Consider the following 25982-nt stretch of genomic DNA (forward strand, 5'->3'; position numbering starts at 1 on the left):
CACTGCCTCCGTCATGACTCGTCTCCGCTGCTAACAAATCCATCATCAGCATCTCAGATTCGAGCCTCCAAGGCTCCGGCAGTCATGGGGTCTAAGTCCGAAGCGGCAAGTCGGCCTTGCCGCCCGGACCGCCGATCGTCAACCGCCGGTGACGAAGCGGTACTCGGCCGTCGCCTTCTCGGCCGTGCGCAGCGCGTCATTGCGCTCGGCCGCGCTGGACGCGCTGCGCGCCGTCGCCAGCGCCTGGCGGACCAGCTCGGCCGCCGCGCGCACCAGGGCGGCACGCTCGGGCGGCAGGAAGGCGACGAAGGGCGCGGCGAACGCGCGCGCCTGGTCGAATTGGTTGGTGATCTGCGCCAGCCGCTGCATCGAGGAGGGCGCGCCGGTCGGGGTGGCGCATGCCGCCAGCCCCAGCGCCAGGCCGATCGCCGCGATCCTCGCGCGGGCACCCATGCCGGGCGGCAGGGTGTCGGTCGCGATGACATGGGTCGACCGGAAGCGAAGGATCAGCGTCGCGATCGCGACGAAGCCCATGATCGCGCCGACCAGTTGGTCCTGGTCGATGCCGGTGGGCAGGATGTGGAAGGTGGCGAGGATGGCGAAAAGCGCGGCGACGATCTGGAGCCAGATCGTCCGGCTCTGCCACCAGTATTTGATGTCGGTCATGATGTCCTCCAGGGGATCAGGCGGGGCGGCCGACGCGCGCATATTCGGTCAGCGCGTCGAAGCAGGGGCAGGCTTTCAGCCATTCGTTGGGAGTGATCTGGCCGTCGCGATTGCGATCGGGCGAATAGTCGCGGTGGCCCTTGATGACGGCCGCCGGGTGCGCGCCCTTCAGCTCGGCCAGCAGATCGAGCAGCGCGGCCTTCTGCGCCGGGGTACGGGTGTCGAGGGGCTTGCCCGCAGCGTCGGTCCCGCCGACATAGACCACGCCGATGGAATGGGCGTTGAAGCCCTCGACATGGGCACCGGGTTGCGCCTTCGGTCGGCCGACTTCGATCGTGCCGTCCAGACCGACGACGAAGTGATAGCCGATATCCTTCCAGCCCTTGGCCAGGTGCCAGCCGCGGATCTGGGCAGCGCTGACGGCGCGCCCGGCCGGGGTGGCGGTGCAGTGGACCGCGATGCTGCTGATCGAGCGGGTAATGGGCGCGCGCGCGGCTGCGCGCCACGGTGCGAGTGGCGTCGTCATGGTCGTCGGTCCTTTCAGGTGGTCGGGGTCAGCGTGCGGGGAGCTGGTCCAGCTCGGCGTCGACGCGCTTCAGGAAATGGTCGCGCGCCAGGCGGACGAGGCGATCGGAGCTGACGGCCGCCAGCGACCCGATCAGGACGCGGTAATCGGTCCCCACCGAGACGCCGATGATGCGGGCGGCCGCGTCGCTGATCGCGATCGCCAGCAGGCCCAGCATCCCGAGAAGCAGCAGATCCGCGAACACGCTGCGCCAGGACAGGCGTCGCCCCTCGGTCACGGCCAGGCCGTATTTGGCGGCCGTCCCGATCACCATACCGGCGATCGTCGGACCATATTTCGCCCCGGCCGCGCCGAAGATGTTGATCGGCTCGGACATGGTCCAGTCTCCAATATGTGAAGGTGTTAGGCGACGGTGTTGTTGATGATGGTGACCAACGGCTCGCCCTGCGGCCCGGTGGTCGCCCGGACGTCGAAGGCGTTCGTCACAGTCCGCATCGTGTTGTTCTCGATCAGGCCGCTGGTCGGCCGATCGATGAAGAAGCCGGTGCTGCACCGCTCGATGATGTTGTCCCGGACGATGATCTTCGACCGGCTCTGGGAGCGCGGGACGCGCCCGGGTTGCGTCAGGGTCGAGGTGGTGATCCCGGACAGGGTGATGCCCCGGACGCAATCCCGGATGACGTTGCCGTAGATCTCGACATTGGCCGAGTCGAATTCCGTCCCGATACCGATGCCCCAGCTGTAGTCCTTCAGGCCGGAATCGTAGCAGGTGTTCCACCGGACCACGGCCTTGGTGATCGCATTGAAGCCGATGCAGAAATTATTCCCGCGAACGACGTTGCCCTCGATCAGGCACGACTCGGTCAGGACGACGATCGCGCCCTTGCCGCCGCCCGTGTAGGCGGCGACCTGGTTGTCACGAATGATCGCGTGCGCCGGGTTCGCGACATAGAGGCTGCTGTTGCGTCCGACCTGGATGCAGTCGGCATTCGTGCCGAGCGGCGGGGGGATGAGGTTGCCGATGACGGCACAAATCCCGCCGACACCCTCGACATAGACGGCGTCGCCAGCGGCTTTGCCGACATTGTCGTGCACATAATTGTTCTCGATCCACACGTCCTCGGCCAGCGCGCTGGTCGGAAACGCGATCTCGCTGAACGGCTTGCTCCGGATTTTTACGACGTCGCCCACGGCCGCGCTGCCGCTGATGGTGAAGCTGATATCCAGGGAGGTGAACGCGGTACCGCCGATCGCCGTGCCGGTGACGAGCGTGCCGTCCGGCCGCTTCACTTGCCAGCGCGTCGCTGACCCGCTCCCCCCGACCATGCAGGTGACGGCATATTCGCCGGTCAACGCCGACTCGGTCGTGGCGAAGGCGCTGACCACGACATCGGCGGGCTTCGATACCAGTTCGCATTCTGCCTTGCGGGTATTGCCCCTGATCGCGACCGCGATGGCATTATTGTCGGTCAGCGATCCGTTTCCGGATATCTCGTTGCCGTCGATCATGACGCCCGACGCGCCGTAGCAGTTGATCCCCCGCGACTTGGCCCCGAAGAAGTGCAGCTCGGTGACGCGGAAGTCGGACGCGCCGTTCTCGTCCAGGGCATATTGCTGGCCCTGCCCGATGCGGGGCTTGGCCCCTGCGCCATAGGCCCGATAGGTGCAGCGGTTGGTGGGCAGAAGTGTCTCGGCCCAGCTGCCGCCACGCTCGAAATAGAAATGCGTCCCCGGCCAGAATTGCAGGGGATCACGCACATTCGCCATGGTCTTCCACGGCGTCTGCGGCGTGCGGCCGTCATTGGTATCGCTGCCGGTCGGGCTGACATAGCGGCGCGTCTCGGGCAGGAAGGCGTCGGCCGGACTGGCGACGATCGTCTCCAGCTGGTCGCGCGACACCTCGGTGATGATCCTAATCTCGCGAATCCAGCCGGTGAACGGTAGCGAGCCGTCCCGCCGCGACCCGATGGTCAGCGTCTTCAGCCCGGCGGGGACCGACACATAGGGGGCGTGGGCGCTGATGCCCGCACCGGCGATCGAATGCCCCATGATGCCCACCCGATGGGCGATGCGGAACCGGCCGGGGCCGATCAGGCGCGGCACACAGGGCTTCTTGTACCCACCGCGCAGATTGGCGGTCAGCGCCCCGTCTGTCGTCCGTGACACGACGAAGCCCGCGCCATCGGCATTCGCCAGCTCGAAAAGGGTGCGCTCGACGCCGTTTTGGAGCGCCATCTCCCCCTCGATGACGATCGTATGGGGCTTGCCCAGGATCGGGCTGGTGATGCCCGGCACGTCCGCGACGCGGGTGACGGGCGATCCCGTGACGATGATCGGACTGGTGATCCGGTCGACCTCGGCCTGGGGCAGGATGACCAGGATCTCGGACAACGGCTTGACCATGATCCGGCCCTGCGTGCCGACATTGTGGACGCGGCCGACGCGCGCCCAGGCCGTATTGGTGAAGGTGTCGCTCTGTCCGCCGCCTCCGGTGACGGTCATGTATCCGCCGCCCGAAAGGCACCGCACATAGGCGCTGAAGCCATATTTGCCGCCCGATGCGTCGAACATCGGGATGGCGAATTCGGTTGTGCTGCTCGGATTGTAGAGCCGGATGACCTTGCCGGTCATCACGCCCTTGGCGAGCAGGTCAGCGAATAGCCCCGCCGCCTGCAACGCGGCGGTGTCGTCGACCACGGTGATGGTGGCCCCGGCCGGGCGGCTGTTGAGCAGCGTCCACCCGCTCGCATCGACCGGCGCGATGTTGTTCAGGCCCGACAGGATGTTGGTCGCCGATGGCTCGGCCAGCAGGCCATAGCCCGGAATGATGCGCGGCTGCCCGGCGGGGACCACGGACAGCGCGCCGGTCGGTGCCACCGCAATCCCGCCCGGCGACACGATGGCAAGCTGGGCGATCGCCGTCACGTCGCCCGTCCGGACCTTGCCCCAGGAATAGGCCCCGGTCGTAAAGGACAGCCGGGTATATTCACTGGTCTTGGGGGCCTGCACGATCATGCGTAATTTCCCGTGAAGGTCACGCGTAGGCCCTGTGCGTTGATGCCGGGTGCCAGCACGTCGACGGTCAACTCTCCGTCGTCCGGAATATCGGTGATGACCGGATAGGGCTGGCTGATCGTCGTCGACACGCTGGTCGTCGCGCCGGTCGGGATCAGCAGGGGCGCATTCAGGATGGTCTTGCCGCCCAGCTTCACGTCCAGCCGCACGCCGCCCGCATCGCCCGACCCCTGGCTGGCACCGTAAAGCGACGCCCGGACGCCGGTCAGCTTCAGCGCGCGCGGGGCGCGCAAGGCTGCGACCTTGACGCCGTTCGCCACGGTGGTGTCGTCGGCGAAGCATTGCAGGATCAGGTCCACGGCCTGTCCCGGCGGCCCGACGACCAAGCCCGCATCGATCAGCTTGCCATCGGTCAGGCGCACCATCAGGTGGCCGGTTGGCTGGTCGACATAGGTGGTCGACACGCCGACGCCCTGACCGCCCTGTTTCCCCGGCGGACCATTCAGCACGGTCGATCCGGCCAGCGCCTCGGTCGCCGCGATGAGCTGGAGAACCTTGCGCGACAGCGCGTAATTCTCATTCATGATCGGCAGCAGGAAGTAGGTCAGCCCGGTCGCGCTCGCGCCCGGATAGGGCTCGACCAGCGTTAGGCTGGTCGGGCCGTCGACCGATGCGACAGGATACACCGCACCCGCGATGTTGAGCACCAGGCCGTCATAGCCCGCAAGCCATGCCGTGCCCGTGCCGGTCACGGTGCGCGACCCGCGCGTGACGGCGATCGTGCCCGCCTGCTCAAAGGCACTGGCCATCACTCCGGCTCCACGATGCCGAAGCCGTCGACCAGCGGGTCGACGACTTCATACGTCTCGCCGGGAGCGAGCTGGGCGTCGATATCTTCGCGGGGACAAAGGACCTTGCGCAGGCGCGCACCGTCCGGCCCCAGGATCACGATCAGGACCATCATACCTTTATCTCTTCGACGTAGAAGTTGGACCCGGCCTCCATGAAGCCTTGGTCATTGCCGCCGCCATAGGCGACGAAATCGATCCAGAAGCTGTGCGAGCCAGCGGGGAGACCGGCAAAAACTCGCCCGTAGTAGACGGGCATCCGAACCGACCGGAAACCGTTGATGACGCAGGACGCGACCCAATACCATTTGGTGTCCATGACCACGTCTTGGCCATCGGTGGTCCGCCCGAAGACAAAATACCCGGCGTAATCCCGGCCGGGACGGGGTGCGAAGTTGCACTCGATCCGAATGCTGCTGTCGGCAAGCTGCTTGGTCACCCCTAGCGTCAGATACCGCACCCGCCCGCCGTCACTGGCGGGCAACGGCACGTTGCCCGCCAGCTCGGCGCTGTAGCTGCGCCGGATCGCATAATCGGCCAGGGCTGGCGTATCGATCGACTTCGCCTTCAGCGTGTCAACGCGGACATTCGGCATGTAGACGCCGTCCTTGTCCGCGTGGATGAGCTGCCTGTCGCTGCCGTCAGGGAGGACAACGGTAAAGGCATCGGTCGAAATCGCGAACGCTGACACGCCATTGTCGATCGCGATCCCCATGCCTGCGACATATTTCTTGCCGTTCTGGGTGGTCTGGACCTTCAGCGTATATTCGGCCGACAGGCCTTTGATCTTGTCGGCCACCGCCTTCATGGACTGCTCGAGCGTCGCGTCACCGACATTGTCCAGGCGAGCAGTGAGCTTCTTCACGCTCTCCGCGACGGTGCCGGTGGCCGTCCTGTACGATTTATCGACGGTCTGGATCGCTGACTCCAGCGTGACCGTTTCTCCATTGAGAATGACGGTCACGCGCGTGCCTAGGTTCTGGATGCGCTGGGCGATCAGATTGCCGTCCTTGTCGATCAGGACTTCACGCAGGTCCTTGATCGAAGCTTGCCGATCCAGGCCCTCCTGGCTCACGCGCGCGCCTATGTCGTCGACGCTCTTGATGACGGCGCTGTTGGCATCGACCCGCGCCTTTTCCTCCTTGACCTGCCACGCCGACACGGCTTCGCCGAAATTGGCGATCCGCTTGTCGACGGCCTCGAAGGAGGCGAAATTCGCGTTGGCGATGGTGCGGCGCAGCTGGGTCATCCCCGCTTCGACCTCGCCCTTCACATTGATCCCGGCGACCTTCTTTTCGTTGTCGTCGAGGCGGCTGGTCAGCTGCTGAAAGCTCTCGGCGACCTTGCTGCCATCTTCCTCGATCCGGGTGCCAAGGGTCTGGATCGCGACGAGGTTCTGCTTGGCCAAGGCGCTGGCCGCGCTGATCGCAGCCGAGCCGTAATCGATATTGAGCGCGGCCTGTCCGTCGATCGCCGACTGTAGAAGCCCGGTCAGCCTGCGGCCGACCAGATTGGCTGTGACCGCATCGGCCTTGTCGCCCGCGTTCTTGATGTCCTTGACGACGCCCTCGGTGCCGGAGACGTTCGACCACTCGGCCGTCTTGGCGGCATCGGCGATCGCCAGGATCAGCGGGTTGTTCGACGCGTCATAGACGATCGGGTCGGCCGCCATGACCGGCGCGCGATCGTCGGCATCCCAGGCATAGAAGGACGGATGCTCATAGCTGAGCGTCATCACGCACTGGCCGTCCTGGCCCAGCTCCTGCTCGCGGACCCGGAACAGCACGCGCTTAAAGCTGAGTGGCGCATAGGTGAAAGGCACAAGCGCGCCGACCGGATATTTCCAGGCACGGATATCGAACGGGGCGGTGAAGGTCCGGGGATACTGTTTCCGCTGAAGCGCCTGCTTGGCGACCCGCTGCGCCTGGCTGACACTCTCCACCGCGCCCAGATCCAGCGGCAGGATGCGGTCAACGCCGTCCAGGCTGGAGATGCGGATCTCGGGATAATCGATCAGCTGGTAAAGCGACGGTGCCGAGGCATCGACATATTTGCCCCGGACGATGTTCGGGATCGCGTCGAGCGATGCGTCGGGCTCCCATCGATGGGGGCCGACGACGTCGTCCGTGGTCAGGCCATCGTCGGTCGCGGCCGCCGCAAAATCGTTATGCGCGATGTCGATCGACAATTTGCCGCCGGTATCGCGGAACCGCGCATTGCAGGCCGCGCACAGCATCTCGTACCAAGTGCGGGGCTCGTCGCCTTCCGATAGAACGCACGCGCCGTGATAGCGCGGCTCCGTGCCACCGGCCGAGCGGTTGACCTGTTCGTCGGCCAAATTGGCCGCCACGATGAAGCTGGCCATGTTGATCCGGCGCTTGGGCACGCCCGACCCGGTCGCCAGCCGCAGCTCGCCCGTGACCGGGTTCCGGATGCGGCTGCCCAGCGCCATGCGAAGGATCTGAAGGGGCAAATTCTCGCCGATGGTGACGCCATCATCGGTGACGAAACGCCACGTCGACTGGTCGTCCGCCCGCATCGGGCCATTGCCACCGGGCACGGTGCTGTCCCGGCGCGGATCATACAGCTTGGCCCCACGACCGATGACGGTGATGCGATTCGGCGGGCCACCGCTGAAGGGGCTTTCGGCCTTCTTGGTGTTGCCCGTCGTCTTGAAGCGCCAGGCGCTGTAGGCGCAGCCGGTGAGGCGGCGCGTGCCGTTCCACTGATTGGACAGCGCCAGCGCGTTGGCCGGGCTGCCTTCCAGGACGACCGCGTCGACGAAGAAATATCCGCGGTACTTGGCCGTAACGCCGGTGGTCGCCGACCAGGCCAGCTCGGTGCCGAACCAAATCTCCTCGACACCGTCGATGCCGTGGCTGGCATGGCCGACGATCCAGCGGCACCACTCCTGATTAGTGCCCTCCCATTCCTCGTGCCGCACGTCGACCGGCATCGCCGTCTGGCCCAGCACGGTCTTTCGGAATTCACGGGGATTTAGCTGGGCATAGAGCCGGTCGCTCTGAACCTGTGGCACCTTCGGCCGGTCGAGCGCCGACCCGAGCGTGGCGATCGTGCTGCCCGCCAGGATCAAACCGCCGATCGACAGGCCCAGCACGCCCGAGCCTGCGCCCAGCGCCGCGCCCAGCGTAAAGCCCGCCGCGATGCCGCCGGTCGCCAGGATCAGCCCGGCGCCGACGACGACAGCGCCCGCGATCTTGATCGCCTTCGCCAAGCGTCAGGCTCCGTAGGCCACGCGCCAGGCGCGCGCGTCATGCCATTGGTGACGATCGATGCGGATCAGGCCCTCGCGATCGTCCTCGCGGCCGACGGCGATCGCAAAGGCTCCCCAGCAAATGGCGAGCAGACCGTCGATCATCACGACGTCGCCGCGCTGGGCCAGCGAGGCCGCCACGGCCTCGAATTTGGCGTCGAGCGTGGCAACCAGCGTGCCCCGGCCGATCCGCCGCAACGCACGCTTTGCGCCTAGCTCGGTCGAATAGCGGCCCCGGAACTCGGCCATCGGATCGACGCCGGTCATCGCCAGTACCGCGCCACCCGCAAAGGTGCAGCAGTCATGCGTTCCCCAGGCGAAGGGCACCAGGCGCAGCGGTTCGAGGTAGGCGGCAAGAGCCGCCTCCCAATCGGGTTTGCGATACATGGAATACCTCGTCGGCTATGCCGGGGTCAGCCCTTGCGGGTCGCCTTGTTGGCGATCGCGATCGCCAGCTCGGCCGAGCGATCGTCCGGATCGTAATCGCTCTGGCTGAGATACGTGTTGTTCGACGCCCGGCCGAAGAAGGCGAGATAGGTCTCGACGTCCAGCTCGATGGTCTGGCTATGCCGGTCGCCGACGATGCGCGGCACCGACATATAGCCGGTGAAATAGGACCAGACCCCGCCGCGCAGCGCCAGGCTGTCCGGGTGGAGCATTCCGCGCCACAGGCGGCAATCACGCCCCACATAGGCGACGCGGTTGCCCAGCGCGGTCATCAACTCGTTGTCGACGCCGGGCAGGCCCGACAGGCGCAGGGTCAGGGTATCCGACCCGCCTTCCTTGGCACGCACCGGCCCGATCGACACCAAATGCGGGTCCAGGGCCTTGAAGGTGAAGCCGTCCAGGTCCTCGTCGCCGGTGCCCGAAAAGGTGAAGTCATACGGCGCGTTGGTGACGCGCAGCGGCTCGCCCTTGATGTCGAGGAAGGCAAAGGACACGGGCCGCCGGGCATAGGCATCGAGCGCGGCCTGGGCGGTGGCGTCAGGACGATCCTGGATCATCAGAACCCCTCGCGCACGTCGAACGCGATCTCGTAATTCTGGCCGATCCCAACCTTCCAGCCGTTGCGCGTGTCGACCGAGCTGACCAGCGCATAGGGCCGACGCACTTCCATCGCCGCCCCGGCCGCCGGGGAGACACGGATATAAGGCTTGAAGGAAATCGTCGCGAACCCGTTGGCGTCGGCGACGACCGGGGCCATCAGCATCAGGAGCTGGTCGTTGATGGTGACGAACTGGCCACGCTTCAGCTTCAGCCCGGCCGCACCCCAATTACGGGTGACAAGCTGGCGGCCGCCCTGCCCCGCGCTATCGACGACGGGGGCGACGCCAGTGATCTGGTCACGCTCGCACGCGACCAGGCGAAAGGTGTTCGCGATCCCGTCCAAGTCGACGACGAAGGCCCGCCAATCCAGCACATTGGCCTCGCCGATGATGGGCGGCAGCTTGGCCTTCGCATACCAGCGCGGCGCGGCGGGCAGATAGGTCACGCGCGACATGCCGGTGAATTCGGACTCGTTGCGCTGGCCGGGCTGGTCCAGGTCCCATTCGATGCCGCTGGCGACCGGCGATTGCGGGATGGGGATCAATGCCATCAGTCCCATGCTCCCGGCAGGCGCGGCCGCGACATGCGGCGCATCGTGGCATCGCTGGCCCGGGCGGCGATTGGGTCGGCGCTGGCCGCGACCGTCCGGATCGTCGTCTCTTCGACCTGCGCCATCAGCAGCGGCGACGGCTCGAAGCGCGCGCGCACCTGCACGTCGACGCGGTCGCGCGCGCTGTTGCGCAGCCGGGCCATGTTCGGCCTGGGCTCGCGCAGCGACGGCATCGACGGAGCCGACAGGCTGAGCGAACCACCATCGGCGAATTTGCGCAGCCGCCCGCTATTGATCGCCGCCAGCTCGGGCAACCATTCCTTGGTCGCGGCCGCGTTGACGATGAATTCGCGATTGGACAGGCGCACCGCCCCGCCCTTGCCGCCCAACAGGGCGAGGATGCTGTCCGACCGCCCGGTGCCCGGCCCCTGGATCAGGCCGCCCAGCGACCCGCCATCGGCGCGGCCCGGGATATCGGCCAGCGAGCCACCATCGGCGAACCCGAAGAAGCTCCCGCCGATCGCGCCGACGATCGCCTTCTGGATCGCCAGCCGGGCCAGGTCCTGGATTACACTGCCGACCACGTCGGCCGCCGCGCCCTTCAGCCCCAGCAGGTCGGTGACGGCTTGCGCGGTCGCGCGGCTGCCCTCGTCTTCCAGCTTGCCAAAGCCCTGGACCGCGATGCCTTCCAGCGCCGCCTTGGTGTCTTTCGACACCTCCATGACGCGCTGGCGATATCGGTCCAGCGGTCCGGCGGTCTGCTGCTCGAACCGGCCGTTTTCCGATTTCTCGATCTGGGGCAGTCGGGCCAGATTATCCTTGGCACGCTGCACCGCCTGGGGATCGTCCGACGTCGCGGCGACCCGCTCCAACGCCTGGCGGCGCAGCTGCTGCTCCAGCTCCAGGATCTCGCGCCCGATGCGCTGGCGATCGCGCTCGGTAACGGCGCTGTCCTGCTGGATGCGCAACACCTCCAGCCGCGACGAATTGGTATCGGCGACGCTGTCATAGCGCTGCTCGATCAGGCGGCGGGCCTTGTCGGCATCGACATTGGCCAGGCGCTGCTGGCGCGTCGCCTCGTTGACCGCATGCAGCTGCAATGCCTGGGCGACGGTCAGGTCCCCGGATTGCAGCCGGTTGCCGGTGCGGGTCCGCTGCGCATCCGCCTCGGCGTTGATCTCTTCGCGCAACAGCGTGTCGCGCTGCTCCTCGGTGGTGGCGCTACGGCCGGTTGCTTCCAGCAGGCGTCGACGGGCACCGAGGAAATCGTTCGTAAAGGCGGTGTCGTCCGCCAGGACCGCGCGCTTGGCGGCAACCTCACGCCGCTGCATGGTCGCGGCAGAGGGACCCTGGCGCGGAGCCCGCCCCCATTCGACATGATAGACCCGCTGCGTCGGCTCGTTCAGGACCTTGCGCAGCCGAACGCCCGCATCCTCGAACGCCTTGCGGATCGATGCAACCGAGATGCCGGGGCCATAGGCGACATCGAGCGCCTGGCTGCGCTCATGGGCACTCGTCCCGGGGCGGGCGACGGGGCCGACATGACGACCCGCGCGCGCGTCGGCGTAAATCCGTTCCTGCTCGGCGCGGGTCCGCGTGCCGCTGGTGACGTGGCCGCCGATCGAGGCGATGATCGACCGGGCACCCGCCTCATCGACCTCGCGGCCGAACTGGCGGTTGGCGGTGCCGGATCGGCGCTCGGCGCTGACACGCTCCTGCGCCGTCGCGATTGCCGCCTTTTTCTGTTCTTCCAGCTCCTTCAGACGCTGCTTCGACGCCGCACCAATCTGGCGGCCGTGCTTGGCCTCCTCGCGCTGCAAGTCCTTCAGCGCCTTAATTCGGTCGTCGTACAGCTTTGTGACGGCGCGAACCGGATCGATCGAAATCTGCGCCTGCTCGGCCGCCAGATCAACGCGGGTGAGATTCAGCGCTACTTGGGCATCATCGACCGCCTTTTGGGCTGCCGTGGCATCGACCTGCATCTGAGCGACGCGTCTATCCAGGGCCGCGCGCGCCGCATCGGCGGTATCGGGATTGGCGAGCCCAAACCCGCCATCGTCAAATAGTTGGCGGGCAGCGATGGCATCGGCAAGCCGGGCGGCCGTCTTACGCCGAATCTCGAGCGCTTCCTGGGCATGCTGACGGGCCGCGATATTTGCACGCTCGGCCGAGGTCCGTTCAGCGTCCGCAGAATCCTTCAGCGCTTGCGCCTGATCCCGGATCGCTTTGGTAACACCCTCCAAGGACGTCTTGAACAGATCCTTGGCCTTGGCCGTGGCCTCGCTTTCCCGAGCATCGTCCTTCAGCTTTTCGATCGCGTCTGCGGTCTTGTCGCTGAAAAGGTCCATGTTCTTGGTCAGCGCGCCCAGGACCAGCATCCCGCCGGTGATGGCGAGGCCGAACGGGCCGAGCATGAAATTGCCGAACGCCTGCGCCTTGCCGGTCATCAGCGTCATCTGCCCGGCCGCCTGCGCGCCCTGAATCGCGACGACCTGGAACACGTTGGCGTTCATCGACAGCTGGGTGAAAGTGTCCTGCGCCTGATAGCCCAGACCCTGCATGGCGATGCGGTTCCGGTTGATCTGCGCGATCGCCTGATTCTGCGCCTGGGCACTGGGCCCGGCGATGGTCTGGGCGTGGCGGTAGAGGCTATCCCGCGCCAGCTGCTGGGCCTGCGCATATTCACGCATCCCAAATATGCCACGGCGAAACAATTCGTCCGCCCTGTTCATCTCCTGGTCGAACCGGAGCTGTGCCAGATACATGGGATCGAGTGCCGCGCGTACTTGCTGCGCGGCCAGCGCCAGATCGCGCTCCTCTTGGGCCGATTGCCCGAGCGCCAATGCGTGCTGACGCTCCCGCTCCGTCGCGCCAGTGACCTGGGCGGCATGCGCCTGGAGGGTGGCGCGCGCCAGATCCTGCGCCGCCTGATATTCTCGCAGGCTGATCGTCCCGGCCGCATACAGCGCCTCGGCGCGGTGCAGCTCGTCGTCGAAACGCTTCTGCGCCACATACATCGGGTCGAGCGACGCGCGCAGCACGTCGGCCTGCGACGCCAGCTCGCGCGAGTGACGGGCCGCCAGGGCCTCGGCCTGGGCCAGGCGCTCGGCCTCGGCCGCCGCCTCGGCGACGCGCTGGTGGCGGCCAACGAAATGCTCGGCCGCATCGGCGCTCTGCATCAGCTCAATCTGGACGCGCTCCAGCGCGCCCGCCTCGGCCAGCAGGGTCTGTGCCTGCCGCTCGGCCTCGATCCGCGACGCATTGGATGCCTGGATGAACAGGCGCGTCGCCTCGGTCGTATCGCCGACCGCGCTGGACGTGCGCTGTGCCGCCGCGACGATCAGCTCGAACGACCGGGCACGATTCTGCGCCTCGGCCGCCTGGCTGCGCAAATCATCGACGCCCAGATTGACACGACCGTCAACGGTCGGCCCCTTGATCGCCTGGGCGGCGATACGCTGCACCTGACTGAAGCTGCCCTCGAACGACGCCTGGGCGCGCTTGGCGGCATCGTCGGCCAGGCTGGCGAAGGCCCCGAACTTCGATCCCATCCGCCCGATCGAACGGTCGACATTGTCGGCCATCCGATCGGCGCGGCGCTCGAAACGGTCGAGCGGCTGCTCGGCCTCGGTGAGGTGACGGCGCAGCAGCTCGGTCGCGGCATCGACCTGCAACAGCAGGCGTTCGGTGACGTCAGCCATGCGCGCCTCCCCTATTCGTCAGGTACGGCGTGGAAGCGCTCATACCCCTCGATCGCCGCCCAGAACTCGGACGGCGTCGCGGACCAGAATTCATGCGGCCGCCACGACAGCGCAGCGGCCGCCAGCCCCATCAGCCGACGACGGGGGCTTCCTCGGTCGTCTTCATCGTCGTCGGCTTCGGATTTCCCTCGGCGTCATAGCCGCCGGTCACGGCGACCGAGAGGACGCCCGACACCTGCTTCTGCGCGATCAGCAGGCCGCCGTCCGACCCCATGATAAGACGGCCGATGCGCTTGGGGTTCGCGCCGGCGAGGTTCTTGTCGTCGGTGGCGCGACCGAAGGCGCGGACCAATGCACAGACGATCTGGGCGACCGCCCCCATCTTCAGCTTCAGGTCGATGGCATCGCGCGCCAGGTCGACGAGGCCGCGATCGAGGGTCGCCTCGATCTCCTCGATCGCCTCATAGGATGGGCGCAGGCCCATCGTCTCGCCGCCGAGGATCAGGACGGATTCACCGCGGTCATCGACCGCCGGGCGGGTGGTGGCTTCGGTCATTCTGCCTCCGGGGTGTGGGTGGTTTCGGCCGTCGTGTCGGCCGCAGCCGGTTCGTCGGCGGGAAGCGCGGCATAAAGCGCGCGGATCAGCCCGATCGCCGCCGTGTCGGCCGCGACCAGGTTGGCCAGCTCGACATGGTCGACCGGCTGGGCGAGGAACGGCTCCAGCGCGCGGGCCACGCGGTCCGGCCCGGAGGCGAGCAGCTGCTCGACCTCATGGGCCGAACAGCCGGTGGTTGCGATCAGGCGGGCGTTCAGATCCACCGGGGCCGCCGCCAGGGTCAGCGCCGCACCGGCGATCGTCAGGGTCGTGACCATCGATCAGGCCAGGGTATCGACGGTGGGCTGGGCGGCAGGCTGGAAGGTCAGGCTGGCCTTCACGGAACTGCCCTGCTCGAAGTCGCTGTTATCCAGCGCCGTGTACATCGAGCACTCGAACACCACGTCGGAGGTGGCGAAGGGCTTCTTGCGGACCTGGATCACCTCGGCCGCATTCGACTTGTCGAGCGTTTCGAGGCGGGTGTAGCCGGTCGCATCGGGCAGGTCGGGGACGATATCCTGCTTGATCGAGATGGTGCGCAGGCCTGGCGTCTGCGTGTCGACGCCTTCGGCATCCTTGGTCGCGGAAGAGCTGAAACCCTTCGAGCGGTTGATGGTCAGGTTGGCCTGACCGGCGGGCTGGTTGAAAGCGGTGCCGTCGGCCGCACGGACGAACAGACGGTAATCGCTACCGAGTTTCTTACCCATGATGGTCTCCACAAATGAAAAGGGCCGCGCTGACGTGGCGCGGCCCGGGGGGCTTCGGATTGGTCGGGGGTGTCAGGGGGCGAGCGCGATCGCGTCGAAGGCAGAAATGCCCGAATAGCTCGAGCCGCCTTCGTCTAGGACCGCGTCGTCGTCCTTGAAAGCGAAGGCGACGGTCCAGCCCGCCTCGGTGAAATTCTGACCGTCCAGCGCCTTCTCGATCTGGCCTTGCAGGGCGAGGAGTGGCGCGCGCTCCTCGGCGACGACCAGCGAGATGATATTGATCTCGACGCGGCGATCGTCGCTGGCGCCCTTGCCGCCCATCGAGAAGCTTTTCAGGTCGCCCAGGATGACTAGATCGCCCTGCGCACCGGCGGGCGCGTCCTGATAGACGGTCGCCTTGCTGATCGCGGCGGCCAAGGCACGGAAGGCGACCGCCTCAACGATCGATTTCGCGTCACTCATCCCCGGCCCCGATCTTGGTCAGCGAGCGGCTGAAAATGCCGCGCATATTGGTGTTCAGTTGGGCGCGAAGGTCAGGATAACGGCCGGTCACGAACCGCTTCGGGGCCATGGCGGGCACCTTCATGCGATAGGCGGCGACGATGTCGGCGCGCTCCTTGCGGCCCCGCGCATCGGTGCGCAGCGTCGAATAGGTCGAGCCGTCGCGGCGCGAAAGCGTCACCCGGCGACGGCGTTGCACCAGCACGACCTGCGCCTTTCGGCCCAGATCTTGGATGCGACCATAGAATAGCTTTGCCCGGCCCGCTGGCGTCCCGATCAGGCCGATCTGGAGGCGCAGCGAGGTGGCCAGCACCTTGGATTGCAGTCCCGCGCGCAGTTTGCCCGTCAGATCCGGCGCGCGGGCCTGGACGGCACGAAGCATCTCGCGGCCGGTGACATGCAGCTCCACCAAGATCTCGCCGCGCACGGCATCCGGAAGGCGGCGCAGCAGGCGGCGAAACCGCGCGATGCCCTTGATGCGCTGGCGGGCCATCAGCTGGGCTGCCCGCTCTCGCAGGACAGTACCAGGCCGTCGCGCGCGTCCGTGGGCGCGATCGCGGTGATCGCCAGGACTGTATCGCCATACACAAGCCGGTTGGCGATCGTCAGGCCCGACCGATTGCGGATCGTGACCTTCCAGAGTTGGCGCTGACGCTCGACCAGGTGCTGAAGCGCGCGGTCGCCACGAAGGGCGATGACCTCGGCGGGCACGCGATCGGCCAGGTTGCGCCATTTGGGCTGGCCTGCCGGGACGGAGCGACCGCCCTTGCCGTTATCGACGAGGTTTTGCTCCTCGATGCGGATGCGGTGGCGCAGCCGACCGGCCGACAGGCGTCTCATTCGACCGCCCAGGACGCGATGGGGTCCAAGAGCCAGGTCACGCCGAGCGGCAGCTCCGCGCCGCCCCGGCCATCGACGATGACACCCTCGGGCAGGGCGTACCAGGCGGCAACGATCAGGCTGATCGCTTGGCAAGCCATGGCCAGATCGTCCCCGGTCAGGGTCGGATTGGTGCCGACGATCGTCCGGCGGGTGCGCCGTTCGACGGCCCGGCGTGCGGCGGTGATGAGCCGCAGCAGCCGGGCATCGTCGTCCGTCGCGCTGGCGTCGAGCCGCAGATCCTGCTTGATCGCCTCCAGCGTGACGGGTTCAGCCATTACGCCAGCGACTTCGCATAGGCGACGGCATCGGCGTGGGTGTCGATATAACCCTCGCGCTCGAGCTGGCCGACACGACCGGCGGGGATCTCGGCCAGGTCGTTGACCACGTAATCCTCGAAATCGAGCGTCACGCGGGCTTCGACCAGCTCGGCCGGGTCTTCCTCGGTTGGCGCGTCGCCATCAGTTGCGCCGCCGGTGTTCTCCGGCGTGCCCGTGTTTTCGCCGCCCTGCGAGGCGGTGGTGTCGGTGGTCGGCGTGTTGGTGCCGGTGTTCGGGGTGGGGGTGCGAGCCATGCCGCTCTCCTGTTTTTCGGGGAAGGGATTGGGGTGGCCCGGTCAGGCCACCCCGGCAGATCAGCTCGCGGACTGCTGGAAAGCCTTGTACGGCTTGCCCGCGCTGATCTTCTTGCCGTCACCACGCGCCCAGGCGAGGAAGCCGACCTGCCCCTTGGACGTGTAGACGCTGTCGTCGAAGCGGAAGAGCGTCACTTCCATCACGTCGCGGATCAGGAAGCTCTTCAGGTCGCCGAACAGGATCGACTTGGCGTTGGCGGCCTGAACCGGCATGTCCTGGTTGATCTGATAGCGGTAGCGCAGGAAGGTATCGGGATCCTTCGCCGACAGGCCCGGCAGCCACAGCGGATGGCCCTGGGCATCCTTCAGCTTCTTCAGGTTGCGCAGGGTGGTGTCATGGAACATCCAGCCCACGCCGTCCGCCGTGCGATAGGCCGGGTCGATCGAGTGCTCCAGGTCGACCATGTCGTCATATTCGACGAAGTTGGTCTTGCCGGTCGTGGCGGCCTTGCCCACGTCCGCCCCGGTCACATAGCCTTCCGGCTCGTTGACGCCAGTGCCGACCGTGTATTTTTCGTTCTGGATGCGACCGATGCGGGTGGTGGCCGATCGACGAACGAACGCCTCCACGTCCATGCCCGGCCCCTGATCCTGGAGCAGCTCGAACGGCAGCGTGAAGATCTTCGACGACCACTTGTAGGCACCGATCTGGACGGTGCCAAACGTGGGATCGGAGCTGCTCGCGCCCTGATTTTCGGGGACGATCTCGCCCTTCTGGCCCGTCTCGTCGACGGTCGGCCACGGCAGCGCAGCGCCCGAGCCGGTCTGGATGATCTCGGCGACCTGGCGGACGCCACCGAACGCCTTCAGCGCCTCGAGCAGCTGGCCGCCAAAGCCGGTCGGGACCAGGAAGCCGCCCGCCGCGCCGGTCTGCGCCGACGATGCGTTCTTCGGCTGGCCGGTGCGCAGCACCTCGATATCATCGCGCGACATCGCCGAGATACCGAACATCAGGTAGTTGCGGAAGGCCGCGCTGTAACGCTGCTGACGTTCGCGCTGCTCCGGCGACAGGTTGCGAACCTCGGCTTCGCCGCGTGCCTCGATTTCGCCCTCGTTTTCGTAAGCCAGCAGCTCGCCATCGATACGGGCCTGCCGTTCCAAACGTTCGATCTGCGAGTCGATATTGTCGATTTCGGCATAGATCGCATCGACCTGGGCCTCGATATCCTTCGACCACTTGTCGCCGGTGTTGGTGTCGAGGAGGTTGCGGGCCTGCTTTGCCTTATCGGCACGCTGGTCCCGGAGCGCTTTGATATTCTTCATCGGGGAGGGATTCCTCACAAAAAAAGGCCCGCCGGATGAGGGCGGGGCTTCGGGGTGCCGGGGGGGACCGGCGTGGGGGGTGCGCGGCCGTCAGGCGGCCATGCGGTCGTACAGCGCCAGGCGGGCCACCGCCCGGTCGCGGGCGCTGGTGTCCATCTCGCGGGGACGTTCGGTCAGCGCCTTGGGCACATTGGCGAAGGCGGACAGGTTGAAGACATTGGCTTGAGCCTTCGCCGCCGCTTTATCGGGCACGATTGTCATCCGATCGACGAATCCGGCATCAATGGCCTCGGCCGCATTGAACCAGGTTTCGGCTTCCAGCCACGCCTTGATCTCTTCCGCCGATCGGCCAGACTTCGCCACGAAGTCGTCGGTCATCACGTCGTCGATCTTGCTGAGCAACGTCGCCGTCGCGGTCAGGTCGGCCGCGTTGCCCATGGCGAAGGTCCATGCGCGGTGGATCATGTAGAACCCACCCTCAGCAATCTCGGTACTGTCACACCCGAGGGTAAGGACCGCTGCGGCAGACGCAGCCAGTGCATCAATCGAGGCGGTGAACTCAGCCGGATGCTCGCGGATCGCAGTCATCATCGCCCGCGCCTCGAACACGTCGCCGCCGGGTGAGTTGATGCGCAGCCGGACCTTGGGCGTGGTGATCGCTGCCAGCTCGCGCGCGAAATCGGCCGCCGACACGCCCCAGAAAGCGTCGATCACGTCATAGACGTACAGCGTGGTCGTATCGGTGCCGGTCGCCTCCGCGCGCAGGCCAGAGCCCTTGCCGCGATTGTCCTGGGCCAGGTTAAGCAGCTTGCGCGTCATCTGCGGCATCGTCATCGGGCTCCATCGGGGGGCCGCCGTTGTGGCCGATCGGGGCCGGTGCAGGCGGGAAATAGACCTTGTCGGCGTCGGGATGGGGCAACGGGGGCAGATTCTTCATCCGCCGCACCTCGTTCTGCGACATCCAGCCGGGCAGTTGGTTGCCGCCCAGGGCGGCCTTGAAATAGTCGGCCTGCGACTTGCTATCGCCGACCTGCATCGCCTCGACGTCGAAATCGACGAAGAAGCGGGACGGCTTCGCCCCGATCACGGGGAACAGCTTGCGGGTCAGCTCTTTGGCGAACCGGCGCACATGCGGGACGCAGGTGTAGAGCTTGAAGCCCACGGTCATCTGCTCGATGCCGGTGCCCCAGGTGGTCGCGGCCGACGTCTCGCCGATCATGTGCGGGGGCGTGCCGAAGATCCGCGCCACGTCGACGACAGAATATTGCAGCAGCTCGAGCAGCTGCGCGTCCTTGGCGCTGACCGAGACGCGTTTCCACTCGCCGCCATTCTCCAGCAGCAGCGGATTATGTGCGTTCGCAACGCCCTGCGCCTTCTTGCGCAGATACTCTTTGAAGTCGGCGCGCTGCTCCTTCGATATCTTCGTGCCCTCGGGGAACGAAAAATAGTCGTTGGTCAGCAGGCCTCGCTCAAACTGGCCGCTGGTATATTCCCGACTGGCCAGGTTGATGCCGATCGCCTGGGCATGGTGCGCGATCGCCGACAGGGCGCGGATGCCAGTGGTGTCGCGGCCCGGACCCCGGAAATGGATCACATAGGACCCGTGGTGCGTCTCCACCGACCCGTCGAGGTTGGTGAACTGATACCAGACGGTGTCACTCGACCGGAACGGCAGGACGCGCGCCGGGTGGTAATAGTCGATCGAGGTGATCGTCCCGTTACGTGCCTGGCGCATCAGGCCATAGCCGTTGCCGCGCAGCAGCATCGCCATCGCCTGAAGCTCGATGAACTCCGGGCCGCTCATCTCCTCGTTGGGTTCGACCTGGAGGAAGCGATTATACGGGTGGTCGGCGACATAGCGCCGCCCGCCGTTCGGCAAATGCTCGTACACGCCCAGCGGGGCCGACATCATCGTGCCGCTGATCAGCGTCACGCAGCGCCACACCGCCGAGGAGCGCATGGCCGTTTCGGGCGTGACCTCCACCCCGGCCGCGCGCTGTCCCCAGCCCATCCACTCGAACTGCGAGAAGTCGCCAACGACGGCGGTCGTGCTATCGACCACGTTCTGGACGGGCGCGGCCAGGCGCGCGGCCTCGGCAGCAGCGGCGCGATCGGACAGGCGGTAGGACGATATGCTCATGCCGCGTCCTCCTCGCTGTCGTCGTCGTCATCGGCGTCCAGGTCGACGATGAAGCTGCCCGTATAGGCGTCCTTGCCTTCAAGCGGCGCGTTGTCGGCCGCGCCCACGCCCATGGCGGTGGTCACGATGCCGTCGATCCGGCCGCGCGACCGCTTCTTGTCGAAGGCGCGGTTTTTCTGGCCGTCCTCGGTGATCGCCGCGTTGGCTGCGCAGCTATAGGTGACGGGCGAGCTGTCGATCACGATCGTGTCCTTCAGGATGCGATCCTCGAGCCGCTCGATCGAGCGGGGCATGCAATATTGCCGATCCTCGAACATCACGCGGGTGCCCTGGGCATGGCGCACCATTTTCAGGCCGGAGCCTGCGGGCTTGTCCGGCCCCTCGAATTTCCAGGCGTCGAACCCGATTTCCTCGCAGGCGCTCTCGAAATCGGCGAACTGGGCGGGGTCGAACACCAGCTCGACAACATCATGCTCGGCGCAGATCTCGGCGACGCGGGCGGCGACGAAGGTCTTGTCGATCGTCGCGCCGGGCACGGCGGTCAGGTGGCCGTCAGCGACCCATTCCACATACGGGGCCGAGTCCCGCTTGGCCCGGTCGGGCAGGCCATCGGAGGTGGTCCAGTACCAGGTCTTGCACCACAGGATGCCGTCGCCGTCGCGCCACACGGCGGTCAGCGCGGTCAGGTCGTTCTTCTTGGACAGATCGAGCGACAGCCAGCATTTGCAGCCGCGCAGGATCTGCATCGCCGCGTCGTCGATCGGCCCCAGGATCGCGGCCCACTTCTCCTCATCGATCCAGAAGTCGGCCGCGCCGGTCGGGATGCCGAAGTAGAGCCGCTTGACCGAGCTGGCGGTCGATAGCCGGGTCTGGGCGGTCTGGACCTCCTCGCGAATATTGGCGACCGGGTAGGTGATGCCCAGCGCTGGAAGGGCCTTTTGCCAGCACGCCTCATTGGTGAAGACGGTTTCGCGATCGCGCTTGTCGACGCGCGCCACGAAGGCGAACTGCGTATCGTCTCGCTTTTCGCCCTTGGCGATCAGCTGGGCCGTCTCCGAATAGGAGGTGCCGACGATCTGCGAGGTGGCGGGCGTGTTGGTGCCCAGCACCATCATCGCACTGCCCGCCACCTTCGTAATGGCCCGTCGCCAGATCTCGATCTGGGCGTCGGTGGTGAATTCGTGGATCTCGTCCGCCAGCACCAAGCGCGGTCGCGGTCCCGACTGCGCCGATCCGCCCGCCAGCGGTAGGAAGAAGGATTGCGAGGCGGGGTGCTCGATCTTCCAGGTGTTGTCGCCCTCGCCGCGCAGGACGACGTGGCCCAGGGCCTCCAGCGTATCGCCGTCGTCATAGCCGGGCACCTGCGCCCGGCACATGGCGGTTCCGTCCTTGAACAGGACGTTGGCGGTCTGCTTGTTCGCCGCGATCGAATAGACCTGGCTGCGCGGGAAGCCGCACCAGCCCATGACGTACAGGCCCAGGCCCGCCATCATCGGCGACTTGGCCTGCCCCTTCCCCGTCTCCACCCAGGCAGAGCGGAAGCGCCAACGCCCATCGGCATTGACCCACCCCATGAGCGAGCCGACGACGAACACCTGATAGGGCAGCAGGTTGAACGGCTTGCCCGCTGCCGGGCCGTCCGTGATCGTGAAGACGGACGGAAAGAAGTCCAGCGCACGTTGCGCCAGCTCCGGCCGCCAGAAATAGCCCCGCTTGGCCGCGTCCCGCAGGTCGCGGAGGTGACGCTCGCAGGCATAGCGGACCAGGTCGCCCACGACGAAATCGCCGCGTACCGCCGCCTCGGCCCAGGCCGTGGTGGGATCGCTCGCCGCTGGGGCGCTAACCCTTCGGCCCAAGGAACGCGTCCGCCCCGGCGGTGCGGTGGCGCTGCTTGGCGACCTTGCCCACCTTGCTGCGGCGCCCCGGCGACAGGCCCAGCTGGGCCTCCAGGCGCTCGGCCGTGCTCTCGGCCTCGCGCATCGCTTTGTAGTAGATCGACAGGCGGTCGATCGCCTTGGCGTTCTCCGGGTTGGCCTCGGTCACGAGGCCGTTGCCCGCGACCTGGCGCGAACAGCGGTCGTACACGATGTAGGCCAGGACCAGGCGCTGAAGCGCGTGGCCGTTCGACGACGACAGGATTTCCCGCGTGGTCATCTCGTCGACGATGCGACGCCAATGCCCGCGCGCGACCACTCGTTCGTCGGCGTCGGTCAGCAGCGCCGACCAATCGGGCTGGCCGACGATCGTCTCGTCCACCGCCGGTTCGGCCACGGCCTGCTTTGCCGAGGTGCGGGTCGGTTTCCTTGCCATGGCACCTCACTTCCGCCCGAACTTTTTACTCTGAAAATGCTCGCGCAGCGCATGAAGGGAACCGCCGGTGTCCGGCGCCCCCCCTCAGTGGACTTTTGCCCCCCCCGGGGGGGTGGGCATCCGTCGCGGCGCGCTCGGGGGCGCGCGACTGGCGGGCTGGCCGTTCCATTGATGGCCAGCGCTGGTCGGCCGACCGTCTCGGCCGACGCCCTTCGCGCCGATCGGCGCGGCGTGGCCGAACTGCTCGGCCGTCACCTCATGGTGGCACGGCTGGCAGAGGTTGCGGGTGTTGTCGTCGACGTCCAACCCGCCCAGCGCCAAGGGCTTGATGTGGTCGACGACTACCGCCGCGACGGTGATCCCCGCCGCCAGGCACCGCTCGCAAAGCCCATTGGTGCGGCGCAACCGGCGGAGCCGCTGGCGCTGGCCAGCCCGGCCGCGAAGCCGCTCCGCCTTGCAGAAGGCCAGGTTAGGCGACCAGGTCGGTCAGCTTGCCGCCAACGCGGCCGATCCGGGCACCCTTGGCGTCGGCCGCATCCGCCGCGTCCATCAGGGCCTGCGCCTGCTGCCGGAGGCCCTTGGCCCGTTCGTTCTGCTTTGCCTCCTCGGCAGCCAGGCGCTCGGCCAGCTTGCCCAGGAACGACACCACGCCTTCGACCTTGGCGGTCGGCAGCAGCAGCGCAAGGATCAACACGATGAAATTCATATGCACCTCGTTACGAGCTGGTTTCGTCGCCACCCAAGCCCAGCTCGATGGCTGCGGGGGCAATGACGTCGATGAAGAAGTCCTCGGTCTGCTTCGACCGGAAGCCCAGCGAGGAGAGCAGCACGTCCGGCACATCGTCCCCGTCCAGCAGCCCCTGCTCGTCCAGCACCTTCAGGATGGCGGGCTTGTCGAGCGCATGGCTGACGCGGATGGTGATCGCCTCATAGGGCGTGCCCATCAGCATGGTGACGGCGTCCCCGTCCTTGCCATGGTCATGCACCACCTTGGGCGGGCTGATGCGATAGCCGATGGTGCAGCCGCCGATCTCGATCGACTTCCGCTTCCCGCCGGTCAGCTCCTCGATCGACGCCGCCCACCAGGGCTTCAGCTGCTTGGCGATGTCCTTCAGCTCGGCCGCGATCGGCACCAGCAGCGCATCGGCCGCGCCGTTGACCCGTGCCATAAGAGCCGCGCGGCGGGCATCAATGGCGTCGACCTCGGCCGACAGGACCGCATAGCGGGTCGCCAGCGCCGTGGCCTGCTGGACGGTCTGGGGTGCCCGTTGGGCGGGTGAGCGAAGCCGCGCCATTACGCCTTACCCGCGCCGCTACCGTCGCACGGGACGCGTATTGTGAACCGGCTCGCGGCGTAAGGGTCAAAGTCCAAGAAGGCCCGTTCGGCACGGATGGCCTGAAGCTCGGCATAAACCTGCGCCAGATAGCGCCGTGTGACCGGGACCGACTCACGCGGCTCGCCAGCCGTCGCGACCTGATTGAGCTGCGCCAGATCGATACCACGGGTCATCGTCACCATCCTGCAGAACGGCCGTCCGGGCTGACCCAGAGCGGCGGATTAACGGGCCGGGCGTCCGGCCCGCGAAACGGCTTGACCAGGTCGCGCGCGATCCGGTGCGCTTCGGTTTCCTGGTCATGAAAATCGGCGTGGGAGCGAGCGCCGTGACGGACGCGGCGGATCAGCGCCTCCAGCCGATCGCGCACGCTTTCCAGGTCGTCGGCCGGGTGGCGCCGCTGCTCGCCTCGGGGGGAAGCGGCAGCGGCGCGGCCCGCTCCACCGGCGGTCGTGGTACGGCTGGGCTGGGCCATCTCGGCATCTCCAAAACGCGAAAAGGCCCGCCTCTCCGGGGGGGGGTGAGAGGCGGGCCATGCGGTCGGGTCGCAATTCGCGCGGGGTCGAAATGGCCCTAAATGTGACCGTTTGGGCAGGGTCTATTTTGGTCCACTCACAAAATCCCGGCGTGGGCGGCCGCTAAGGTCGCAGGGTCGACCTCGTTGCGGGCTGCCGCCAGGGTGCGAGGCCAAAGGTCCAGCGCCACGATCAGCAGGCGTTTAGCGCGCCGGTGGGCCATGCGGTTCCGCCGGGCGGCAACGGTGAAGCCCAAGCCGCCGACGATCATGTCCAGCACCACGGCCGGATGCTCCAGCGCCTCACGCCACCGGGTATAGGCGACCTCCGTCTGCACCGCGCCGAGCGCTTCATAGAAGCTGCCGTCACCCTGCGGTGATCGATCGACCCGCGCCTCCAGGCTGGCGATCGCAATGGTCACGTCGCCGACGACGCGCTGATGCGCGGCCGCGATCTGCTCGGCTGCCGCCAACTGGTCGGCGTTGATATCGCCGGTGGTATAAAGCCGGGCCAGCCCGCCCTCTGTCTTCGTGGCGACGTAGCGCAGCGTTTCCGGTGTCGCCTCCTTGCCCGTATATTGGCGATCGCTCTTCAGCTGTTCGGCGTGGCGGCGGGACACGCGGTTGCGCTCGGCCTTGCGTTCCTGCTTGTTCAGCCCAGCCGTATCAACGGGCGGCATCGGACGCGGTCGGCCGAGCACCAGACGATGCACGCGGTCCGCCTCTCGCGCCCGACTGGCCGCGATCGCTGCCAGCGGATCGACATAGCTGCGGGAACTGGCGGGCAGCGCGGCGAGCCGCCGCGCCGCTTGTTCGTTAAGCGCTGAAACCCCTGTCATGCGAAATTCACCCCTGTGTCACCCAGGGTCGTAATCCAGCTCCGGGGCGAGCGGCAGGATCGGAAATGGTCCACGCACGATATCGTCGTCGACGATGAATCCCGCTGCGCGCAGGTCCCGCACGGCTTCTTCCAGTCGGTCGGGCAGCATGATCCCCCGCGCGCCAGGCCGCCGGATGATTTGCTTATCCTGTTCGAGCGAGCGGAGGGCGGCTTGCACGCGGGTGCGGCTGGCCCCGATCCCTTGCGCGATTTCGCCGATAGACGGCGAGCCGCCCCACCGATCGACGTAGGCCCGGATGAAGGTCAGCACCAGAAGCCTCCGGCTGACCATTGCCGGTTGCAAGCGCAACTGTTCGTCCATCGATTTAGAATGTCCCCCGCCCGATTAATATAGGGAGAATCAGGGCTTTCCGCCAGATTGTACCAATCCGGTCCCGCCAAGTGCGGGGCCGGTGAAAGGCCAGGCGTCGGAATCCCATTCGATATGTATGCGAAAACCGAACATCGCCAGTTCGGCCTCCGACACCCTTTCCCCCGAGAAAAGGGTAAGCGTCCGGTGAAGGCGTCGCGTCAGGCGGGACGGTAGTTCCACGGCAGCAGTTCATTGATCTGGCGGGCTGGATGGTCGGCGATGCGG

The 25982-nt window shown here is 66.8% G+C and carries 32 protein-coding genes; all 32 read right to left on the bottom strand.

The window, feature by feature from the left end; all coding sequences use genetic code 11:
- Positions 1-138: 138 nt before the first annotated feature.
- The 32 genes from GGQ89_RS18440 to GGQ89_RS18595 all read right to left on the bottom strand — a co-directional run bounded on the left by GGQ89_RS18440 (position 139) and on the right by GGQ89_RS18595 (position 25706).
- Positions 139-666 carry a hypothetical protein gene (locus GGQ89_RS18440; protein WP_184106791.1) on the bottom strand — a complete coding sequence of 176 codons (528 nt, stop codon included), beginning with the start codon at positions 664-666 and terminating at the stop codon, positions 139-141.
- Between the two features lie 16 nt (positions 667-682).
- Positions 683-1192, bottom strand: coding sequence for an N-acetylmuramoyl-L-alanine amidase (locus GGQ89_RS18445; RefSeq protein ID WP_184106793.1), 510 nt, complete (start codon positions 1190-1192; stop codon positions 683-685).
- 28 nt (positions 1193-1220) lie between these two features.
- Positions 1221-1568, bottom strand: a complete 348-nt coding sequence (locus GGQ89_RS18450; RefSeq protein ID WP_184106795.1) for a hypothetical protein — start codon at positions 1566-1568, stop codon at positions 1221-1223.
- A 26-nt stretch (positions 1569-1594) separates the two neighbouring features.
- The gene (locus GGQ89_RS18455) at positions 1595-4207 is read right to left on the bottom strand and encodes a right-handed parallel beta-helix repeat-containing protein (RefSeq protein WP_184106797.1); all 2613 of its coding nucleotides are present in this window, start codon (positions 4205-4207) and stop codon (positions 1595-1597) included.
- Complete coding sequence (locus GGQ89_RS18460; protein ID WP_184106799.1) at positions 4204-5016, bottom strand: hypothetical protein; 813 nt, start codon at positions 5014-5016, stop codon at positions 4204-4206. Before GGQ89_RS18460 ends, GGQ89_RS18455 begins: the two co-directional genes overlap by 4 nt.
- Entirely contained in the window at positions 5016-5171 is a 156-nt protein-coding gene (locus GGQ89_RS18465) for a hypothetical protein (RefSeq protein WP_184106801.1), read from the bottom strand. The genes GGQ89_RS18460 and GGQ89_RS18465 overlap by 1 nt, the downstream gene beginning before the upstream one ends.
- A complete protein-coding gene (locus GGQ89_RS18470; protein ID WP_184106803.1) occupies positions 5168-8290 on the bottom strand; it encodes a phage tail tip fiber protein in 3123 nt (1040 codons plus the stop codon). The genes GGQ89_RS18465 and GGQ89_RS18470 overlap by 4 nt, the downstream gene beginning before the upstream one ends.
- A gap of 3 nt (positions 8291-8293) precedes the next feature.
- A complete protein-coding gene (locus GGQ89_RS18475) occupies positions 8294-8716 on the bottom strand; it encodes a DUF6950 family protein (protein WP_184106805.1) in 423 nt (140 codons plus the stop codon).
- 26 nt (positions 8717-8742) lie between these two features.
- Complete coding sequence (locus tag GGQ89_RS18480) at positions 8743-9333, bottom strand: hypothetical protein (protein WP_184106807.1); 591 nt, start codon at positions 9331-9333, stop codon at positions 8743-8745.
- Entirely contained in the window at positions 9333-9926 is a 594-nt protein-coding gene (locus GGQ89_RS18485) for a hypothetical protein (protein ID WP_184106809.1), read from the bottom strand. The genes GGQ89_RS18480 and GGQ89_RS18485 overlap by 1 nt, the downstream gene beginning before the upstream one ends.
- On the bottom strand, positions 9926-13627 hold the full coding sequence (locus GGQ89_RS18490) for a hypothetical protein (protein ID WP_184106811.1): 3702 nt from the start codon (positions 13625-13627) through the stop codon (positions 9926-9928). The genes GGQ89_RS18485 and GGQ89_RS18490 overlap by 1 nt, the downstream gene beginning before the upstream one ends.
- 11 nt (positions 13628-13638) lie before the next feature.
- Positions 13639-13758, bottom strand: a complete 120-nt coding sequence (locus GGQ89_RS18495) for a phage tail assembly chaperone (RefSeq protein ID WP_083706499.1) — start codon at positions 13756-13758, stop codon at positions 13639-13641.
- Entirely contained in the window at positions 13758-14183 is a 426-nt protein-coding gene (locus GGQ89_RS18500; protein WP_184106813.1) for a GTA-gp10 family protein, read from the bottom strand. The genes GGQ89_RS18495 and GGQ89_RS18500 overlap by 1 nt, the downstream gene beginning before the upstream one ends.
- On the bottom strand, positions 14180-14500 hold the full coding sequence (locus GGQ89_RS18505; protein ID WP_184106815.1) for a hypothetical protein: 321 nt from the start codon (positions 14498-14500) through the stop codon (positions 14180-14182). The genes GGQ89_RS18500 and GGQ89_RS18505 overlap by 4 nt, the downstream gene beginning before the upstream one ends.
- A 3-nt stretch (positions 14501-14503) precedes the next feature.
- Positions 14504-14929: a phage tail tube protein gene (locus GGQ89_RS18510; RefSeq protein ID WP_184106817.1), complete on the bottom strand. Its 426-nt coding sequence runs from the start codon at positions 14927-14929 to the stop codon at positions 14504-14506.
- Between the two features lie 72 nt (positions 14930-15001).
- Complete coding sequence (locus GGQ89_RS18515; protein ID WP_184106819.1) at positions 15002-15391, bottom strand: hypothetical protein; 390 nt, start codon at positions 15389-15391, stop codon at positions 15002-15004.
- Positions 15384-15923 carry a hypothetical protein gene (locus tag GGQ89_RS18520; RefSeq protein ID WP_184106821.1) on the bottom strand — a complete coding sequence of 180 codons (540 nt, stop codon included), beginning with the start codon at positions 15921-15923 and terminating at the stop codon, positions 15384-15386. The genes GGQ89_RS18515 and GGQ89_RS18520 overlap by 8 nt, the downstream gene beginning before the upstream one ends.
- Positions 15923-16270 carry a head-tail adaptor protein gene (locus GGQ89_RS18525; RefSeq protein WP_184106823.1) on the bottom strand — a complete coding sequence of 116 codons (348 nt, stop codon included), beginning with the start codon at positions 16268-16270 and terminating at the stop codon, positions 15923-15925. The genes GGQ89_RS18520 and GGQ89_RS18525 overlap by 1 nt, the downstream gene beginning before the upstream one ends.
- Entirely contained in the window at positions 16267-16587 is a 321-nt protein-coding gene (locus GGQ89_RS18530; RefSeq protein WP_184106825.1) for a head-tail connector protein, read from the bottom strand. The genes GGQ89_RS18525 and GGQ89_RS18530 overlap by 4 nt, the downstream gene beginning before the upstream one ends.
- Entirely contained in the window at positions 16587-16883 is a 297-nt protein-coding gene (locus tag GGQ89_RS18535; protein ID WP_184106827.1) for a hypothetical protein, read from the bottom strand. The genes GGQ89_RS18530 and GGQ89_RS18535 overlap by 1 nt, the downstream gene beginning before the upstream one ends.
- Before the next feature lie 60 nt (positions 16884-16943).
- Positions 16944-18206 (bottom strand): phage major capsid protein, encoded by a 1263-nt coding sequence (locus GGQ89_RS18540; protein WP_184106829.1) that lies wholly within the window; start codon positions 18204-18206, stop codon positions 16944-16946.
- Between the two features lie 90 nt (positions 18207-18296).
- Positions 18297-19034 carry a head maturation protease, ClpP-related gene (locus tag GGQ89_RS18545; protein WP_244955817.1) on the bottom strand — a complete coding sequence of 246 codons (738 nt, stop codon included), beginning with the start codon at positions 19032-19034 and terminating at the stop codon, positions 18297-18299.
- Positions 19006-20346, bottom strand: coding sequence for a phage portal protein (locus tag GGQ89_RS18550; RefSeq protein WP_184106831.1), 1341 nt, complete (start codon positions 20344-20346; stop codon positions 19006-19008). The genes GGQ89_RS18545 and GGQ89_RS18550 overlap by 29 nt, the downstream gene beginning before the upstream one ends.
- Positions 20343-22202: a terminase large subunit gene (locus GGQ89_RS18555; protein ID WP_184106833.1), complete on the bottom strand. Its 1860-nt coding sequence runs from the start codon at positions 22200-22202 to the stop codon at positions 20343-20345. Before GGQ89_RS18555 ends, GGQ89_RS18550 begins: the two co-directional genes overlap by 4 nt.
- Complete coding sequence (locus GGQ89_RS18560) at positions 22186-22656, bottom strand: P27 family phage terminase small subunit (RefSeq protein WP_184106835.1); 471 nt, start codon at positions 22654-22656, stop codon at positions 22186-22188. The genes GGQ89_RS18555 and GGQ89_RS18560 overlap by 17 nt, the downstream gene beginning before the upstream one ends.
- Before the next feature lie 84 nt (positions 22657-22740).
- Complete coding sequence (locus tag GGQ89_RS18565; RefSeq protein WP_240456279.1) at positions 22741-23061, bottom strand: HNH endonuclease; 321 nt, start codon at positions 23059-23061, stop codon at positions 22741-22743.
- Positions 23062-23125: 64 nt separating this feature from the next.
- A complete protein-coding gene (locus GGQ89_RS18570; protein ID WP_184106837.1) occupies positions 23126-23362 on the bottom strand; it encodes a hypothetical protein in 237 nt (78 codons plus the stop codon).
- A gap of 10 nt (positions 23363-23372) precedes the next feature.
- Positions 23373-23951 (bottom strand): host-nuclease inhibitor Gam family protein, encoded by a 579-nt coding sequence (locus GGQ89_RS18575; protein WP_184106839.1) that lies wholly within the window; start codon positions 23949-23951, stop codon positions 23373-23375.
- Positions 23951-24166, bottom strand: coding sequence for a hypothetical protein (locus GGQ89_RS18580; protein ID WP_184106841.1), 216 nt, complete (start codon positions 24164-24166; stop codon positions 23951-23953). Before GGQ89_RS18580 ends, GGQ89_RS18575 begins: the two co-directional genes overlap by 1 nt.
- Before the next feature lie 2 nt (positions 24167-24168).
- Positions 24169-24465: a hypothetical protein gene (locus GGQ89_RS18585; RefSeq protein ID WP_184106843.1), complete on the bottom strand. Its 297-nt coding sequence runs from the start codon at positions 24463-24465 to the stop codon at positions 24169-24171.
- 137 nt (positions 24466-24602) lie between these two features.
- Positions 24603-25343, bottom strand: coding sequence for a hypothetical protein (locus GGQ89_RS18590; protein ID WP_184106845.1), 741 nt, complete (start codon positions 25341-25343; stop codon positions 24603-24605).
- Positions 25344-25361: 18 nt separating this feature from the next.
- Positions 25362-25706 carry a LexA family protein gene (locus GGQ89_RS18595; RefSeq protein WP_184106847.1) on the bottom strand — a complete coding sequence of 115 codons (345 nt, stop codon included), beginning with the start codon at positions 25704-25706 and terminating at the stop codon, positions 25362-25364.
- Between the last annotated feature and the right edge of the window lie 276 nt (positions 25707-25982).

Origin of the sequence: Sphingomonas yabuuchiae, from assembly GCF_014199595.1 — a bacterium.
GTDB classification, from domain to species: Bacteria; Pseudomonadota; Alphaproteobacteria; order Sphingomonadales; family Sphingomonadaceae; genus Sphingomonas; species Sphingomonas yabuuchiae.